18 protein-coding genes and 1 pseudogene are annotated in these 16,938 nt (G+C 69.1%); 10 read left to right on the plus strand and 9 right to left on the minus strand.

Annotation, left to right across the window (positions count from 1 at the left end; translation table 11 throughout):
• The 5 genes from narH to H488_RS32880 form a co-directional block, all read left to right on the plus strand.
• Nucleotides 1-1,533, plus strand: a 1,533-nt coding sequence (gene narH, locus H488_RS32860) for a nitrate reductase subunit beta (RefSeq protein WP_017834487.1), incomplete at its 5' end; no start/stop codon positions are given.
• Nucleotides 1,533-2,231 carry a nitrate reductase molybdenum cofactor assembly chaperone gene (gene narJ, locus H488_RS32865; protein ID WP_017834488.1) on the plus strand — a complete coding sequence of 233 codons (699 nt, stop codon included), beginning with the start codon at nt 1,533-1,535 and terminating at the stop codon, nt 2,229-2,231. The genes narH and narJ, both read left to right, overlap by 1 nt.
• Nucleotides 2,228-3,061 carry a respiratory nitrate reductase subunit gamma gene (gene narI, locus H488_RS32870; protein WP_017834489.1) on the plus strand — a complete coding sequence of 278 codons (834 nt, stop codon included), beginning with the start codon at nt 2,228-2,230 and terminating at the stop codon, nt 3,059-3,061. Before narJ ends, narI begins: the two co-directional genes overlap by 4 nt.
• A 36-nt stretch (nt 3,062-3,097) precedes the next feature.
• Nucleotides 3,098-4,342 carry an MFS transporter gene (locus H488_RS32875; RefSeq protein WP_017834490.1) on the plus strand — a complete coding sequence of 415 codons (1,245 nt, stop codon included), beginning with the start codon at nt 3,098-3,100 and terminating at the stop codon, nt 4,340-4,342.
• A 217-nt stretch (nt 4,343-4,559) separates the two neighbouring features.
• Nucleotides 4,560-5,657 carry a cytochrome P450 gene (locus H488_RS32880; protein WP_017834491.1) on the plus strand — a complete coding sequence of 366 codons (1,098 nt, stop codon included), beginning with the start codon at nt 4,560-4,562 and terminating at the stop codon, nt 5,655-5,657.
• A gap of 118 nt (nt 5,658-5,775) precedes the next feature.
• Here H488_RS32880 and H488_RS32885 read toward each other — a convergent pair whose 3' ends face one another.
• The 6 genes from H488_RS32885 to H488_RS32910 form a co-directional block, all read right to left on the minus strand.
• Nucleotides 5,776-5,970 (minus strand): hypothetical protein, encoded by a 195-nt coding sequence (locus H488_RS32885; protein WP_017834492.1) that lies wholly within the window; start codon nt 5,968-5,970, stop codon nt 5,776-5,778.
• Between the two features lie 151 nt (nt 5,971-6,121).
• Nucleotides 6,122-7,039, minus strand: coding sequence for an NADP-dependent oxidoreductase (locus H488_RS32890; RefSeq protein WP_017834493.1), 918 nt, complete (start codon nt 7,037-7,039; stop codon nt 6,122-6,124).
• Nucleotides 7,040-7,083: 44 nt separating this feature from the next.
• Complete coding sequence (locus tag H488_RS32895; RefSeq protein WP_017834494.1) at nt 7,084-7,512, minus strand: cupin domain-containing protein; 429 nt, start codon at nt 7,510-7,512, stop codon at nt 7,084-7,086.
• A 160-nt stretch (nt 7,513-7,672) separates the two neighbouring features.
• Entirely contained in the window at nt 7,673-9,601 is a 1,929-nt protein-coding gene (locus H488_RS32900) for a heavy metal translocating P-type ATPase (protein WP_017834495.1), read from the minus strand.
• A gap of 213 nt (nt 9,602-9,814) precedes the next feature.
• The gene (locus tag H488_RS32905) at nt 9,815-10,054 is read right to left on the minus strand and encodes a heavy-metal-associated domain-containing protein (RefSeq protein ID WP_017834496.1); all 240 of its coding nucleotides are present in this window, start codon (nt 10,052-10,054) and stop codon (nt 9,815-9,817) included.
• Nucleotides 10,055-10,169: 115 nt separating this feature from the next.
• Nucleotides 10,170-10,994 (minus strand): Crp/Fnr family transcriptional regulator, encoded by an 825-nt coding sequence (locus H488_RS32910; RefSeq protein WP_017834497.1) that lies wholly within the window; start codon nt 10,992-10,994, stop codon nt 10,170-10,172.
• A gap of 293 nt (nt 10,995-11,287) precedes the next feature.
• On the opposite strand from H488_RS32910, the gene H488_RS32915 reads away from it, so the two are divergent.
• Nucleotides 11,288-11,776, plus strand: a complete 489-nt coding sequence (locus H488_RS32915; RefSeq protein ID WP_017834498.1) for a hypothetical protein — start codon at nt 11,288-11,290, stop codon at nt 11,774-11,776.
• A gap of 98 nt (nt 11,777-11,874) precedes the next feature.
• Here H488_RS32915 and H488_RS32920 read toward each other — a convergent pair whose 3' ends face one another.
• Both H488_RS32920 and H488_RS32925 read right to left on the minus strand, forming a co-directional pair.
• Entirely contained in the window at nt 11,875-12,273 is a 399-nt protein-coding gene (locus H488_RS32920) for a hypothetical protein (protein ID WP_017834499.1), read from the minus strand.
• Nucleotides 12,274-12,784: 511 nt separating this feature from the next.
• Complete coding sequence (locus H488_RS32925; RefSeq protein WP_017834500.1) at nt 12,785-13,321, minus strand: GNAT family N-acetyltransferase; 537 nt, start codon at nt 13,319-13,321, stop codon at nt 12,785-12,787.
• 11 nt (nt 13,322-13,332) lie between these two features.
• On the opposite strand from H488_RS32925, the gene H488_RS36735 reads away from it, so the two are divergent.
• Complete coding sequence (locus H488_RS36735; protein WP_229587746.1) at nt 13,333-13,470, plus strand: tyrosine-type recombinase/integrase; 138 nt, start codon at nt 13,333-13,335, stop codon at nt 13,468-13,470.
• 145 nt (nt 13,471-13,615) lie between these two features.
• Here H488_RS36735 and H488_RS32930 read toward each other — a convergent pair whose 3' ends face one another.
• The gene (locus H488_RS32930) at nt 13,616-14,242 is read right to left on the minus strand and encodes a dihydrofolate reductase family protein (protein WP_017834501.1); all 627 of its coding nucleotides are present in this window, start codon (nt 14,240-14,242) and stop codon (nt 13,616-13,618) included.
• Between the two features lie 404 nt (nt 14,243-14,646).
• On the opposite strand from H488_RS32930, the gene H488_RS32935 reads away from it, so the two are divergent.
• The 3 genes and pseudogenes from H488_RS32935 to H488_RS36740 form a co-directional block, all read left to right on the plus strand.
• Complete coding sequence (locus H488_RS32935; protein ID WP_017834502.1) at nt 14,647-14,847, plus strand: antitoxin; 201 nt, start codon at nt 14,647-14,649, stop codon at nt 14,845-14,847.
• Between the two features lie 394 nt (nt 14,848-15,241).
• Entirely contained in the window at nt 15,242-15,634 is a 393-nt protein-coding gene (mscL, locus tag H488_RS32940; RefSeq protein WP_031283557.1) for a large conductance mechanosensitive channel protein MscL, read from the plus strand.
• A gap of 371 nt (nt 15,635-16,005) precedes the next feature.
• Nucleotides 16,006-16,938, plus strand: a pseudogene (locus tag H488_RS36740) (IS5 family transposase); the annotation flags it as partial.

Consider the following 16,938-nt stretch of genomic DNA (forward strand, 5'->3'; position numbering starts at 1 on the left):
CGTCCCGGGCAGGGCTATCCCCGCCGGTACGAGGACCAGGAGAAGTGGAAGGGCGGCTGGGAGCTCAACCGCCGCGGCAACCTCAAGCTCAAATCCGGCGGGCGCTGGGCGAAGCTGGCCGGCTTGTTCGCCAGCCCCGTCCAGCCCGAGCTCAACGACTACTACGAGCCGTGGACCTACGACTACGAGACCCTCACCAACGCCCCCGCCGGCACCGACTTCCCCGTCGCCCGACCGAAGTCCCTGATCACCGGCGAGGACATGAAGATCTCCTGGTCGGCCAACTGGGACGACAACCTCGGCGGCGCCCCGGAGATGGGCCACCTGGACCCGATCGTGGAGAAGGTCCGGAAGGAGTCGGAGGAGAAGATCAAGTTCGAGTTCGAGCAGACCTTCGCCTTCTACCTCCCCCGGATCTGCGAGCACTGCCTGAACCCCTCCTGCATGGCCTCCTGCCCCTCGGGGGCGATCTACAAGCGCACCGAGGACGGCATCGTACTGGTCGACCAGGACAAGTGCCGCGGCTGGCGCCAGTGCGTCACCGGCTGCCCGTACAAGAAGATGTACTACAACCACAAGTCCGGCAAGGCCGAGAAGTGCACCTTCTGCTACCCCCGCATCGAGGTCGGGATCCCCACGGTGTGCGCCGAGACCTGCGTGGGCCGGCTGCGCTACATCGGCATCTTCCTCTACGACGCCGACCGGGTCACCGAAGCCGCCGCGACACCGGACGAACAAGACCTCTACGAGGCGCAACTGGACCTGATGCTCGACCCGCACGACCCGACAGTGATCGCCGCCGCCCGGGCCGAGGGCATCCCCGAGGACTGGCTGGACGCGGCGCGGAAGTCCCCGGTCTACACCCTGGCCAAAGAGCTGCGGGTGGCCCTGCCCCTGCACCCCGAGTACCGCACGATGCCCATGGTCTGGTACGTCCCGCCACTGTCGCCGGTCGTGGACCTGCTCAAGGACCAGGGCCACGACGGCGAGGACGCCGCCAACCTCTTCGGGGCGATCGACTCCCTGCGCATCCCGGTCGAGTACCTGGCCGAGCTGTTCACCGCCGGGGACACCGAGAAGATCCGGGAGGTGCTCAACAAACTGGCAGCCATGCGCTCCTACATGCGCGACATCGCCCTGGGCGAGGAAGCGGACGAGGCGATCGCCGAAGCCGTCGGGATGACCGGGACCGAGATCCAGAAAATGTACCGGCTCATGGCGATCGCCAAGTACGAGGAACGCTACGTCATCCCCTCCGCGCACCTGGAGGACGCGCACAACCTCGAGGAGATCGGCTGCTCCCTCGACGTGGACGGTGGGCCCGGCATGGGCCAGACCGGGGTGTTCGGCGAAGCCTCCGGAACGCCGATGCCAGTCGCGGCCGAGAACTTCGCGGCCCTGCAGGCACGGCAGCGCGGGACCGACCCCACCGGAAACGAGGAACTGGGAGGGCGGGTCAACCTGCTCAACTGGGACGGGCGGGGCAAGCCCCAGGGCCTGTTCCCGCCCCAGGACGGGAACGGGGCGCGCTGATGGGGCTGCTGGAGAAGCTGCTCGGCAAGGCCGGGCCGGGCACCCTCGACCCGGGCGCCTACGCCGACCCGGACCCCCGGCGCAGCGCGGTGACCCGGCAGGCCGCCGCAGTGCTGCTGGGCTACCCGGACCCGGCGATGCTCGAGGTGCTCCCGCTGCTGCACGGGGCGCTCACAGAGGTAGAGGCCCCCGTGGAGGAGGTCGAGGAGCTGTTCGAGTGGTTCACGGCTCGCCCCTTGGATGAGGTGCAGGCCGACTACGTCCAGGAGTTTGACCTGTCCCGGCGGCACAGCCTGCACCTGACCTACTGGACCGACGGGGACACCCGACGCCGTGGGGAGGCACTGGCGGCCTTCAAAGAGATCTACCGCTCCCACGGGGCGCAGCTGGACGAGTCCGAGCTGCCGGACTACCTGCCACTGGTGCTGGAGTTCACCGCGAAGGTCTCCCCCGAGGACGGCTACGAACTGCTGCAGCGCTACCGCCCGTCCCTGGAGCTGCTGCGGCTGTCCCTGCGCGACGACGGCCTGCCGCACCGCGGCGCCCTCGCCCTGGTGTGCTCCACCCTGCCCGGGGTCTCCCCGGAGGACCGCGACGCGGTGATGCGGATGGCCGGCTACGGCCCGCCCACCGAATCCGTGGGCCTGGACCCCTACGACCCCCGGCTGCTGCCCGTCACCGAAAGGAACAGCCCATGATCCCCACCGCTCCGCCTCCCGAGACCGTCGAGATCGGGGTGGGGGACGTCCTGTTGTGGGGTGCCCTGCCCTACGTCGTGCTGGCGCTGATCATCGGCGGCTCGATCTGGCGCTACAAGTACGACCAGTTCGGTTGGACCACCCGCTCCTCCCAGCTCTACGAGTCCCGCATCCTGCGCATCGCCTCCCCGCTGTTCCACTTCGGCATCCTCGCAGTGCTGGCCGGGCACGTCATGGGGCTGGTGATCCCCCGCACCTGGACCGACGCCGTCGGGATCAACGAGCACCTGTACCACATCATGGCCCTGGGCATCGGCACGATCGCCGGGGTGGGCACCCTGGTCGGGATCGTGCTGCTCATCTGGCGCCGGCGCACCACCGGGCCGGTGTTCATGGCCACCACCAAGAACGACAAGCTCATGTACGTCATGCTCGTCGGCGCGCTGCTCACGGGCCTGGGCACCACGGTGCTGTCCCTGTTCGACACCACCGTGGTCGACTACCGCCAGACCGTCTCCCCGTGGTTCCGCTCCATCTGGATCTTCCAACCCGACGTCGCCGCCATGGCCGCGGCCGGCCCCGGCTTCAAGGTGCACGCCCTGTGGGCGATGGCGCTCTTCGCGCTGTGGCCCTTCACCCGCCTGGTGCACGCCTTCACCGCACCGGTGCACTACCTGTTCCGCCCCTACATCGTCTACCGCTCCCGTGACCGCGTCTCCGGAACGAACCTGGCCCCGGTGCGCCGGGGTTGGGAGCCCGTGGGCACCCGGGACCGGGCCCGTGGCACCACGAAAGCACCCACGGGCCGCAACCGCGCCGGTCGCCACTGACGTCTCGCCCTGCCCACCGAACGCACGAGGACAGCCATGTCATCCACCTCCCCCGCGACCTCTTCCGGCACCACTGCCCCTGACCTCAAGGTCGGGCAGCTGCGCAACCTGCTCCTGGCCACCCTGGCGTCCGCAGTCGGCTTCTGGGCCTGGACGATCGTGGGGCCGCTGGCCAAGCGCTATGCCCAGCAGATGGACCTCGACGCCACCCAGACCTCGGTGCTGGTGGCCATGCCGATCCTCGTCGGCGCCGTCTGCCGGGTGCCCGTTGGCGCGTTGACCGACCGCTACGGCGGGCGGGTGATGTTCACCGTCATCCTGGGCATCACCGCTCCCCTGGTGCTCGTCACCGGGCTCGTCGGGCAGCTGGGCAGCTTCGGACTGCTCGTGGCCGTGGCGTTCTTCCTCGGCATCGCCGGTACCGTCTTCGCCGTGGGCGTCCCGTTCTGCTCGGGGTGGTACGAATCCCACCGCAAGGGCTTCGCCACCGGGGTCTTCGGCGCCGGTATGGTCGGCACCGCCGTCTCCGCGTTCCTCACCCCCCGCCTGGTGACCGGGATCGGATACCTGGGCGCCCACGTCCTGATCGCGGTGATCGTGGGAGTCATGGCTGTGCTGTGCTGGGCGCTGCTACGGGACTCTCCCGTGCACGGGGCCAAGGCCCCCGAGCCGGTCCTACCGAAGATCAAACACGCGTTCACGCTGAAAGTCACCTGGCAACTGTGCTTCCTCTACGGGGTCGTCTTCGGGGCGTTCGTCGCGTTCTCCAACTACCTGCCGACCTACCTCGACAACGTCTACGACTTCGACGCCACCGCCGCCGGCACCCGCACCGCCGGCTTCGCCCTGGCCGCCGTCATCGCCCGACCCATCGGCGGGATCCTGGCCGACAAGATCGGGCCGAAGACGGTGACCCTGACCGCTCTGTCCGGCACCGCCGTGCTCGCCATGGTCGTAGCCTTCCAACCCGGTCAGGAACGCGTCTACGGCCCCACCTTCCTGCTCATGGCACTCTTCCTCGGCCTGGGCACCGGCGGTGTCTTCGGCTGGGTCGGCCGAGCCGCCCCGGCCAAGGACGTCGGCACCATCGGCGGCATCATCGCCGCCGCCGGCGGCCTGGGCGGATACTTCCCGCCGCTGGTCATGGGCGCCACCTACAACGCCGAGCACAACAGCTACTTCGTGGGCCTGACCCTGCTGGCCGGCTTCGCGATCCTGTCCCTGCTGCTCGCCCTCACCGTACGCAACGGCGGGAAAGTCGACGAACGAACCCACCCCTGAACACCACCACCAACTGCCCCCACCGCCGGCGCGGAGGTCCCCGCGCACCGCGCTGACGGCCACCCACGACAGGACACACATGACAGGCCATCCCTCGGCCGATGACGCCATCCCCCACGCACCCCCGCTGGCCGGACCCGCCACGGCACCGGGACCGGCCACGGATCCCGTCCGGTCCGATTGGAACCCGCGGGGCCCGCAGGTCCGTCGCGATCCTGTGGCCGCCTACGACAAGCTGCGCTCACGCTGTCCCGTGGCCCGCGATGCCAGTGGTGCTTGGACGTTGTTCACCCACGCTGACGTCACTGCCGCCGCGCTGGACCACGAGAGCTTCTCCAACGCAGTCTCCCGCTACCTCCAGGTGCCCAACGGTCTTGACGGCCCTACCCACACGGCCTTCCGCGCCCTCGTGGAGCGGTTCTTCACCCCTGAGCGGATGAGCGCCCTGGAGCCGGTGGTGCAGCGGGTCGCCACCGACCTGGTGGGCCAGCTCGAGGTCCCCGGCCCGATCGACGCCGTGGCGGTCGGCTCCCGCTTCGCCGTGCGCGCACAGACGGCCTGGCTGGGGTGGCCTGCAGGCCTGGAGGAGGATCTGCTGCAGTGGATGCAGGACAACCATGCCGCCACCCGCTCCCGGGACCGTTCCCGCACCACTGAGGTCGCCCAGCGCTTCGACGCCATCATCCGATCCTTGACCGACGTCCGCCGCGAGGCCGGCGACGGTGCGCCCGATGACGTGACCACTGAGCTTGTGCGTGCCCAGGTTGATGGGCGGGAGCTCAGCGACGATGAGATCGTCTCGATCCTGCGCAACTGGACCGGCGGTGACTTGGGGTCGATGGCGTTGTGCACCGGCGTGGTACTGACTTATCTGGCCGATCAACCCGAGTTGCAGGCCCGGCTGCGCTCGGGGGTGTCCGACCGGGAGTTCGACGCGATCCTCGATGAGATCCTGCGGATCGATGACCCGTTCGTCGCCAACCGCCGCATCACGACGGAACCCGTCACAGTCGGTGGTCGAGAGCTGGCCGCCGGCGACCGGGTGCTCCTGAACTGGACCGCCGCCAACCGCGACCCGCGGATCTTCGCTGACCCGGACGCGTTCGACCCGGTCGGCAACGCCCCGTACAACCTGGTGTACGGGATCGGCAAGCACGTGTGCCCTGGCAGGCCGCTGGCGACCCTCGAGCTGCGAGTACTGACCCGCGCCGCCCTGGCGGCGACGGCCGTGATCGAGCCCGATCCGGACCGGCCCCGGGAACGCGAGTTGCCGCCCGTGGGTGGGTTCGCCACCGCTCCGCTGCGCCTGCGGTGACACCCACCGCTCCGGCGGGAACACCGACCCCGTGTCGGGGTGGAGGAATCAGCCTCTCCCCGGCCGGGGCCGAGCACGCGTCGCTTGTCGGGACGCCCGAGCAGCCAACCCCTGGGGTTTAGTAGTTCTGGGGCGGGTCGGAGGCGGGGAAGGAATCGAGTCCCCACTGCTCGATCTTCGCTTCGTTCCGTTCGTACTGGGCGGCGGCTGTTTCCGCGTTCTTGATCAGCTGCTGGAGCTGGACGGTTTCGACGCTGGTGCGCGTCGCCGTGGCTATGCGGGGGCTCGTGGTCGGACTGGTCTTCTGGCACATGGGATGTTCCTTCTGTGGGCTGGATCCGCTCTCTCGCGCCCCGCCTCAAGATGAGTCGACAGGTGCCGGTGTGACGGCCCCCGTCAATGGGCTGGGGCCGCCACACCGGCGCCCTTGTTCTCACCGCATGAGGCTCCGGGCGTGCCCATGATCAGCACACGGGGGTGGGTTCGATGACGATCTTGCCGGTGGCGTGACCGGCCTCGACCTCGGCGATCGCCCGTCCTGCTTCTGCCAGGGGATAGCAGGCGGTGACGTGGGGATCGACGAGTCCGTATTCGATGACCTCGGTGATCTTTTCCATCGCCTCCTCGGTGCGTTCCAGTGCCGCCCCGCCCAGTTCTGTGGCGGTCGTGGCGTCGGCCGCCGAGATGATCCTGGCCGGATCGGTAACCAGGCCGGCGACCTCGCCCAGGGCCTCACCCCCGACGAGGTCGACGATAAGGTCCACCCCCTCGGGGGCGACCTCGCGGACGCGGTCAGCAGCTCCTTCCCCGGAGGGGACGAAGGTCGCCCCGGTGCATTCGACGATCTTGCGCTTGGACTGGCTGGCGACGCCGATGACGGTGAACTGGTGGACGCGCCCAATTTGGGCGGCCATCAGTCCCACCCCGCCGCCGGCGCCAAGAATCAGCAATCTCTGGCCGGGTTCGAGTTCGAACTGGTGGGTGGCGTCATAGGCGGTGGCCGCAGCCACCGGGATGGTGGCGGCGTCGGCGAAGGAGATCTCCTCGGGCTTGGCGACCGCCTCGGCCGCCCGCACGAGGGTGTGCTCGGCGAACCCGCCGTGACCCGGAGCGACGGGGCCGAGGATCTCGTCGCCGACCGCGAAACCCTTTACGCCTTCCCCGAGATCGGTCACGACGCCGGAGACCTCCCGGCCCATCGGGGCCGGCAACTCCCGGTCCCGCCCCAGTACCCCGGAGCGGATCTTCCAGTCGACAGGATTCACCCCGGCGGCCCGAACCTCCACGGCCAGCTCGCCCGGGCCAGGCTGCGGGGCGGGCCGATCGAGGAGCTGTTGGGTCTCAGGACCGCCGAAATCGGTGAACACGTAGACCGTGGACATCGTCTTCCTCGTTTCTTCTCTAGAGGGTGTGGATGAGTGCGGGCTCAACCGGTCGGGGGTTCGTCCCGGCCGGTGGCCTCGGCCGCGTCCGCCTCCTCCTTGGTGGCGTAGGCGGCCTCGGCGGCGTGCTCGGGCGGGCTGTAGACGGTGTAGAGCACCAGGGGCTCATCCCCGGTGTTGCGGAAGTTGTGCCGGGCCCCGGCCGGGACCGCGCACTGGTCACCGGCCTCGATCGGATGCGTGTGCCCGTTCAGGTCGGCTTCCCCGGTGCCGGCGACGAAGGTGAGGATCTGATCGGTGTGCTCGTGGACCTCCTCGCCGATCTCACCACCGGTAGGGATGGTCATGACAACGATCTGAGCGTGTTGGCCGGTCCACAGCACCTGGCGGAAGTCGGGGTTGCTGCCAGCGATGTCGGCGATGGTGAAGTGCTCAATGTTGCCCTCGATGATGAAGTGCTCTTGCGCGCTCATGATGCTCCTCCTGCAGTGATGGTGGTCTCTCCGCCCGGGGCCGGGCAGGACTGGTGGTGCGTTCCGCCCCGTGGCGGGCGGTCCTGGTGTGGGGCCNGCCTCCCGCCGAAAAGAGCTTCGAAAACGGTCCTGGTGTGGGGCCGCCCGCCACGGTGGTGTCCTAGGACCGGGATGTCACCCGGTCTGTGGCCGGGGCGGCCGGTGTGGTGCCCGTCGCGGGGGTGGTGTCCTGGGCGCGGCGCAGCAGCCGCATGGCGTTGGCGATCACGACGAGCACAGAAGCCTCGTGGACGAGCATCCCGATCGACATCGTGACCCCGCCGGCGAAGACCCCGGCCAACAACAGCACCACGGTGATCAGGGCGACGGTGATGTTCTGATGCATCACGGCCACGGTGCGCTTGGCCAGCCCGATCGCTTCGGGCAGCTTCAGCAGGTTGTCGCCCATCAGCGCGATGTCGGCGGTCTCCACGGCCACAGCCGAGCCGGCCGCGCCCATGGCCGCGCCGATGTCCGCGGTGGCCAGGGCGGGGGCGTCATTGACGCCATCGCCGACCATCACCACCAAGTGGCCCTCCCGCTGCAGCGCCGCGACCGCCTCGAGCTTGTCCTCGGGCAGCAACCCGGCGCGGATCTCGTCCACCCCGGTGACCTTCCCGATGGCCTGAGCCACCAACGGGGCGTCACCGGTGAGCATGACGACCTTCTCCACCCCGGCCTCGTGGAGCCGGGACACCATCTCGGCCGCGTCGGCCCTCACCTGGTCGGCCACGGCGATGACACCGATCACGGCATTGTCGACGGCCACGATCATGGGTGTCCGCCCAGCCGCGGCGAGCTTCTGGGCCGCAGCTGCAGCCTTCGGGTCGGTGATGCCGTACTGCTCCAGCAACGCGGCGTTGCCGATCAGCACCCGCACCCCGTCAGTGGTCGACACGATGCCCTTGCCCGGCACTGGGTCGACCGCCTCGGGGACCACGGAGGCGCCCACGCCCTCGGCCGCAGCGGCGTCGAGGATCGGGCGGGCCAGGGGGTGCTCGGAGCCGGCCTCCGCGGCCGCGGCCCAGCCCAGCACGTCCGCGCGGTCCAGCGCCGGGTCCAAGACGACCACGTCGGTCAGCTGCGGGCGGCCCTCGGTGAGCGTGCCGGTCTTGTCCACGGCGACGGCGGTGATCCTCGCGGAGGTCTCCAGGAACTCCCCACCTTTGATCAGGATGCCATTGCGGGCCGCACGGCCGATGCCGGCCACGATGGCGACCGGGATGGAGATCACCAGGGCTCCGGGACAGCCGATGACCAGCAGGGTCAGGGCGAGCACCACGTCCCCGGTGATCAAGCCACCGACCAGTGCCAGGACCATGATTGCGGGGGTGTACCAGGTGGAGAAGCGGTCGATGAATGCCTGGGTGGCCGCCTTGGCGTCCTGGGCCTCCTCCACCCGGTGGATGATGCGGGCCAGCGTGGTGTCGGCGCCGATGCCGGTGGCCAGCACCTGAAGAAACCCGCCGCGGGAGACGGTCCCGGCGAAGACCTGGTCGCTCTTGGCCTTCTCCACCGGGATGGACTCCCCGGTGATGGAAGCCTCGTCCACGGCACCGGTGCCGGCCACGACCTGGCCGTCGACGGGAACCTTGGCGCCGTTCTTGACCAGCACGACCTCGCCCATCGCCACGTCCGCGGCCGGAACCTCGACCTGCTCCCCGTCACGCAGGACCACGGCGGTGTCCGGGGCGACCGCGACGAGCTCGGCCAGCGCCGAGCGGGTCTTGTTGAGGGTGGCCGACTCCAGGGCGTGGCCGACCGCGAAGAGGAAGGTCACCGCGGCGGCCTCCCAGTAGTTGCCGATGATGACCGCCCCGATGGCGGCGACCGCCACCAGCAGGTCGATCCCGACCATGCGGGCGACCATCGCCCGGACGGCCTTGACCACGATCTGATTGCCGGCGACGACGGCGGCGGCGAGCATGAGCACATCCGCCCACAGGACCGAGCCGACGACCTCGGAGGCGACGAACGAGGCGAGGATCAGCACCCCCGCAACCGCGGGGATCGCCCACCGGCCGTAAATCCACCTCTGCACCCTGTTCATGATGTCCGTCCTTCCTGGTAACCGTTCTCGCCCCTGATGGGGGCTTGTTCACGACGCTACGCACAGCCCACGGACCCGAACATGTCGGGGATCAATCAACCGCACGATCGCAGGAAGGGCCAATGAGCGCCGGCTCGGCGGGCAACGAAGAGCGCCGCTGCCGTGACCTCCTGGGGAGGTCCCGGCAGCGGCGCGGGCTGTGGGTGCGGCGGGTCAGAAGGCGGCGGGGCGGGCGGTGTAGCCGACCTTGGCAACAGCGGCGACGATGTCCTCCACACTCACGAGGGCAGGGTCGTGGTCGACCTCGATGCGGGCCGAGGCGAAGTGGACCTTCACCGCGTCGACGCCCTTCAGACGCCCGACGCGCTTCTCGATCTTGGCCACGCAGGAGGGGCAGGAGAAGCCCTCGGCGCGCAGGACCGTGTGAGTGGTGGTGGCTGTGGTGGTGGTCATGGTGGTGGTTCCTCTCCCTGTTGTGGAGTACTCACCTCATCGGGTGTGTCTCCAACCTACGAAGGACCGGGTCCTCGGACCATGACGGGCGTCAATCAACCGCGAAGCTCGGGGGTCAGGCCTCCGCTCCGGCGATCTCCGCCAGCCGGCGCGGGTCACGCACGGCAGTCCAGCGGCGGCCGGCGTCGATGACACCGTCCTTGCGCCACCGGCTCATCACCCGGGAGACGGACTCCGGGGTCGACCCGGTCATCCCCGCCAGATCCGCCCGCGACAGCGGCAGCTCGATCAAGGTCCCGCCCTCGCGAGCGGGCTCCCCGAACTTCTCCGCCAGGCGCAGCAGGACCGCCGCCAGTCGCTCGGCCACGGTGGCCGTGGACTGCCGGGTAACGTCGGAACGGGCCTGGGCGAGCAGCGCGGCGGTGTCCTCAAGCACCCGCAGCCCCACCACCGGGTGCTCGCCGAGGATCTGACGGAACGCGTCATCGCCAACCCGCAGGGCGCACACGGTGGTCAAAGCCTCGACTGTCTCGGCGTAGGCTTCCTGGCCGAGGGTGCGTAGCCCGCCGAACAGGTCTCCCGGCCCTAGCAGCTCCACCACGACCTCTTGCCCATTCGGTGCGGTCCGGTAAGCCTTGGCCCGTCCCGCGGCCACGAGGTAAAGGTGTTCGGCAGGCGCTCCTTCGACATGCAGCGCGTCCCCCTCAGCCCAGGACAGGGAGGTCATCCTTCGGTCGATGTCCGCCAGCTGCTCCTCGACCAGCCCGGCGAACATCGGTGTCCGGGACAGCACCTGCATCCGCACCGGCGCCGGGCAGGAGTGGGGCTGCGCGCAGGTCGACCGCAACGGGATCCGCCGCCGAGAAGACACCGGGCTAGCATCCGGGGACATCCGCGCCGGCGACCCCTGCAGGCCCTCGGCGTGCGAGGAGGTGCTCATGCTGTTCCCTTCAGGCCAGGTAGGGGAAACGGCACCAGGTACGGGGCGCCCACCTGGTCACCGGATCGCGTCGTTCGAATTCCACCGTACTCCCACAGCATTCGGCCCCGGCCCCGCGTCCCGCTTTCACGGACCCCGGCCCGCATCAGCAACATGGCTTCTTCCCCCAGACCTTCTCCAATGGGGGTGCATCTCACAGACACCACCAGTGCGCGCAGAGCTTTCCCCGCTGACGTGTCGCTGGCGCCCGTTCGGCGTGGCGCGCGGGGAGTCCTGCAGCTTCCAGGAGGAGCGTGGACGCTGTGAACACCTCACGTCCCGAATCGACTCCTCCAGCCCATCAGCAGCGGAAGCCGCCCCGGGACTTCGCCGCCGTCCTGCCGCTGTTGGTGGGCTCGGCTGTGGGCGCGGCCGGGGGCAGCACCTTCGTGCTGGCCAACGCCTCCGCACTGGTCCCACCGCGGCCCGGACTGACCCTGGTTGCCTGGGGCGTGCTCGCGCTCGGATGGTTGGCCGCGACACTGCTGCACCGGCACGACCCCGCCGTAGCACGGCCGCGCCGGCATGCCCTGACGATTTACGTGACGAGTGTGGTGGCGACGCTGGTGCTGATCCCACTCGCCACCACGGCCTTCGGCACCCTCGAGGCAGAGCCCCTGCGTCCCGCGGCCATCGCCGCGGCGGTGGGTCTTTTCGTCACTCCCACGGCAGGGCCCGCAGCCGCAGTGCTGGCCGGGTTGACGATGCTGGCCTCGATCACGCTCTACAACCTCCGTCACTAGCCAGCACTCCACGGCCCGGAAAGCAACCCACAGTGCATCAGACCCGCCGGGTTCGGCGTGAGGTCGTTGCACGGAGGCTGGACTATGGACGAGGAGGTTCAGGAGGTGTCTCCGTCGACGGGTTCGACCTTAGGGTCCGTTGCCGGGGTGCAGCGAGTATGTGGGGGCAGTGCTGCGCTCAGGTGCGGGGCGATGTGTGCCAGGTGGGCGAGATAGCCGTGGGCGTCCAGCTCGGTCAACGCGAGGCGAACCTGGGCCTTGGCCGTGCTGGCGCGGGCGGCGAGCTCGGCCAGCGCCAGGGTGTGCTCGGGGCGGGTGCGGGCCACCGCGCGCAGCACCCGACGGGCCTCCGGGCTCAGCCGGGAGTCGGCGCTTGCCTGGTGGATCAGGGCCTCCAGGGCCGGGCGCAGGGCGGCAAAGGCCGCCGCCCGGGACAGCGGATCGGCCACGGGAGTCGCCCAGTTGGCGTGCGCTGCGGCAGGGTGGGCATCGTTCATGCGGGCCTCCTCAACCGGGGCAGCTACCTGCGATTGGACGATGTGCTGCCACAGGGACGGAGGGACGGTCATGAGTGCCGTAAGGGGCCGCCGGCCCGGCGGCAGAAGCGTCGCCCCCCCCGGCGACGGAGCCCAAGGCCCCAGCTCTTCTGCCGCCAGGACGGCGGCTATTCGACCGGTCTGGAATGGGCCAGCCCCCCGGCTGCGCCCTCTGACACGGTCCACACTAGGTGGCCCAGCCCCCCGACTGAGCACCGTGCGCGATACCCCAACCGTACCGACCGGTAAGGAAAAGATCGACTTTCATAATGTCCCCACTTCCGCCGGTGGGACGCCCCGCCGTGCTGACGAGGCGGTCCGGGGCCGGGTTGTCCGCCCAGAGGCGGTTTCCGCCGGCGCGTACGGCAGGCTGGAATTGCTGGGCCCCCCGGTCCTGCGGACACCGACTCCGACCGCATCGGCTAAGCCTTCCCCTGGGGATGCCGTCTGCGTGGTGCTGGCCCGGTGCCTGTTATGGGTTCCAGGCCATGACGCCATCGGCTGCACGTCCGGGGACGTCGACGAAGCCCTCCGCCGCATAGAGCTTCTTGGCGTAGTTGTCGGCCTCCACCGACAGGCTGAGCCGGGGCACCCCTCGAGCTCGCGCGTCGTCCTGCACCCGGCGCAGGAGCGCCCTGCCCACTCCCCGGCCACGCCAGTCGCCCCGCACCCACAGGCTCACCTCCGGGGTGTCCTCGGCGAGGAATCCGTAACCAGGATCATCCGGGGGCAGGAATTGGGCCCAGACAACGCCGATGGCGCCCTTCCCGACTTCGGCCACCCAACCGAAGTCGCCGCGCTGGGGATCAACGACCGTGTAGTGGGCGAACTCCGACCGCGTGCGCACATCGGCCGCTATGAACCGCTGCCCGCACCAGTTGAGGTTCCCGAGCGTGGCCGCGGCCAGCAACGCGTTCTCCGCTGCCATCAACGGTCGCAAGGAGAAGTCATGGAGCACGGGGTCATCGTAGGGCCGCAACCAGATGCCGAACCTCAACTGCATCATCATTCCCGCGGGCAATGTCCGGTAGCACCGCAGCCACCCTGATGCTCACCGAAGGCTGGGACGTGAAGGTCGTTGCCCAGCTGCTGGGTCACGCTTCGGTGACCACCACCTCCAAGTACCTCGACGAACGGGACTGCCGCACGAATAGGTGACAGGTCAACCTGACACCTTCCGGTGCGGCGGTCCCGCTGTGCCGTCGCGCGTCGAGGTAGTCCGATGGCTGACCGCGAACCGACCGTGCCGTGGCTCGGGTACGGCTACGGCTTCTGCGGACGGGTGCGCGGGTGATCGTTGTCCTCAGGCCAGGTTCGACACGCCCGTGTAGGTCGCGTAGGCCGGGAGCCCGGTCCGTTCGTAGACCTGGAGGGCGAGCCCGCCCGGGGTGGTCTGATTGCTGACCAGCTGCAGGCGCGCTGGCGCGCCACCGTCGGGGAAGAGGCGGCGCCCGTGGCCGAGGACGACCGGGGCCACCACGAGCCGGAGTGCGTCGATCAGTCCTGCGGCCAGCAGAGACTGGGCCAGTCGAGCGCTTCCGTGGATCTGAAGCTCGGCCCCGGGCTGCTGTTTGAGTTCTGCGATCTGGGCCGCAACGTCGCCGGAGAGGACCGTGGTCGGCTTCCACGGGCCGGTGGTCAAGGTGTGCGAGGCGACGTACTTCGGCAGGCTGTTCATGAGCTCGGTGAAGGGATCGTTCGGGTCGGTGATCTTCGGCCAGTCCCTGGCGAAGGCGTCGTAGGTGCGCCGGCCCAGCAGCAGTGCCTCGGCCTGGCCCAACCACTGCGCGGCGCGGTTGATGAACGCCTCGTCCAGGTAGGGGACCAGCCATCCCCCCTGGGTGAACCCACCGCTGGTGTCCTCCTCGGGTGATCCCGGGCCCTGGGACACCCCGTCGAGACTCACGAACTCGGTGACGGTCAGCTTCATCGTCTTCTCCCTTCGGTGGGCGTGGGTCTAGGTCCGTGGCTCGACGAGCTCGGGCGGCAGTCTGGTGACGGTGCCCCAGCCCTCGTGGAAGCCCAGCCGTTCGTGCCGATCACGATCGGGTCTGCTGGCTTCGCCCGGTTCCTGTCGGAGGCCGGCACAACAGCCCGGTGATGATTCACGGCAGGAGTCCGGAGTCGCGCTGACCGGCCCCCCACCGCTTGTCGGACTGTCGCGCGACAGTTCCCATTGTCTGGCAACTTTCGCGCCCCGGGGCCCTTCGCTCGCGCAAAACAGGTCGCCGTGTCTGTTCACTATCGATTGACTCGGGTCGGGGCCTTGTTCCAGGCTGGACGAGTTCCCGGGCGGAGACGATTTCGCCCTGACCGATCGAGGAAGGAGTCACCATGGTGGATCTCGGAGGCTTTGCGGACAAGGCCAAGAATTTCGCCAGCGAGAACCCGGACAAGGTGGAGCAGGGCATCCAGGGCGGCGGCGACATGGTCGATGAGCACACCGGCAACAAGTTCCAGGACCAGGTGGACCAGGCCCAGGAACACGCCGGAGGTCTGGTCGGCGAGCAGAACCCTGAGGATCAGCAGAACTGATCCGCACGTGTTGTCGCGGGCCTCGGACCCCATGTGGGGCCCGAGGCCCGCGTCGTGACGTCGACCTTCAGTTCGAGGAGCCGGTTTCCCTTCCCGGCACGGGATGCGGCGCCCAGGTGTCCGACCGGCCCACTCGTGCGCACCCCTCGAGGCGGCCGCCACCGAGCACTCGACCGACCAGCCCCCTGCCCCTTGCGGGCCTCCACAACGGGTCGTTCCCACACGACTCCAGCACTGCCCGCCCCCAGGCGGTGGGCACAAGGCACCCAGGGGCAGGCGGCGCTGAGCATTCGGACCGATGTGCCGCTAGCAGCGTCTAAAAGGACATCGATACGGTCTCAATAGGTTAGGGCGGCGGGGTTCTCGGTGGGCTCAGCGCCGATAGTCTGGGCGCATGCTTAGAGGATTCAAAGAATTCATCATGAAGGGCAACGTCCTGGACCTCGCCGTCGCCGTGATCATCGGTGCCGCCTTCGCCCAGGTCGTCAACGCCCTCGTCGAGTCCGTGCTCATGCCCGCCATCTCGGCGCTGGTGGGCTCACCCAACTTCGACTCGTTCGCGATGATCACACTCAACGGCAACGACATCCGGTTCGGGGTGCTGCTCACCGCCCTGGTCAACTTCCTGCTCGTGGCCGCCGCCGTGTACTTCGCGATCGTGTTGCCCATGAACAAGATGATCGAGGCCCGCAACCGCCGCCTGGGCATCGCCCCCGCCGACGAGGAGGCCGACCCCCAGGTGCAACTCCTCACCGAGATCCGGGACGCCCTCAAACAACGCTCCTGACCCTCTCCGCCCGCCAGGGCCCGTCCCGGATCTCGGGACGGGCCCTGCTCCTTTCCTCCCCATCCATACGAGAAGACGTCTCGGAAAACGAACCTCTACCGCAGCACGGTCCGCCGCTAACCGGGCCATATGTAAAGCACCGGGCGCCCATTTGCTGTACCGCCCCGACGGGAAGGCCTAAGACCTGGTCTCAAAACCTGATCGGTCGTTGCCCACCTGCCTGGGAACGGTCCACAGTGCCTGCATGACGACGAGGACGCAGTCGTGGATGGTCGATGACCGTCTGTGGGAGCTGATCGCCCCGNTAAGACCTGGTCTCAAAACCTGATCGGTCGTTGCCCACCTGCCTGGGAACGGTCCACAGTGCCTGCATGACGACGAGGACGCAGTCGTGGATGGTCGATGACCGTCTGTGGGAGCTGATCGCCCCGCTGATCCCACCCCAGCCACCACCTCGAGGGCCCGGTGGGCGACCCCGGATCGAGGACCGGGCGGCACTGGAGGGGATCCTGTTCGTGCTGCACACCGGGTGCCGTTGGCGGGACCTGCCCCCGGCCCTGGGCTGCGGGTCCGGGCACACCGCCTGGCGCCGGCTCAGGCAGTGGCAGGGGGCCGGGGTGTGGGAGAAGCTGCACCGGGCAGTGCTCGAGGAGCTCTCCGAGCAGGAGATCCTCGACTGGTCGCGGGCCAGTATCGACGCGGTGTCCGTACGTGCCAAAAGGGGGGCGAGCTGACCGGCNGAGCTCTCCGAGCAGGAGATCCTCGACTGGTCGCGGGCCAGTATCGACGCGGTGTCCGTACGTGCCAAAAGGGGGGCGAGCTGACCGGCCCGAACCCCACCGACCGCGGGAAACCGGGGACGAAGTACCACCTGCTCACCGACGCGGCCGGGCTGCCCCTGCATGTGCTGGCCTCAGCCGCAAACGTCCACGACAGCAAACTCTTCGAGCCGTTGCTGGAGACCAACCCGAGTGTGCGTGGCCGGCGAAGGCGTCCGGGGCGGCCCCGCCGCCGGCCGGAGAAGCTGCACGCGGACAAGGGCTACGACTACCCGAGGTGCCGCCGCTACCTGCACCGGCGAGGCATCAAGGTCCGGATCGCCCGGCGCGGAATCGAGGCCAAGACCCACCTGGGCCGGCACCGCTGGGTCGTGGAGCGCACCATCTCCTGGGTCCTGCGGTTCAAGCGTCTCGGGATCCGTTACGACCGCACTGCAGCCACGCTGCTCCCGCTGCTCTTGCTCGCCGTCACGCTCATCAACTTCCGCCGACTGCGTCAGGTAGAAGAGTTACGAGACCAGGTCT

The sequence above is a fragment of the Kocuria sp. UCD-OTCP genome (assembly GCF_000349605.1).
GTDB lineage: Bacteria > Actinomycetota > Actinomycetes > Actinomycetales > Micrococcaceae > Kocuria > Kocuria rosea.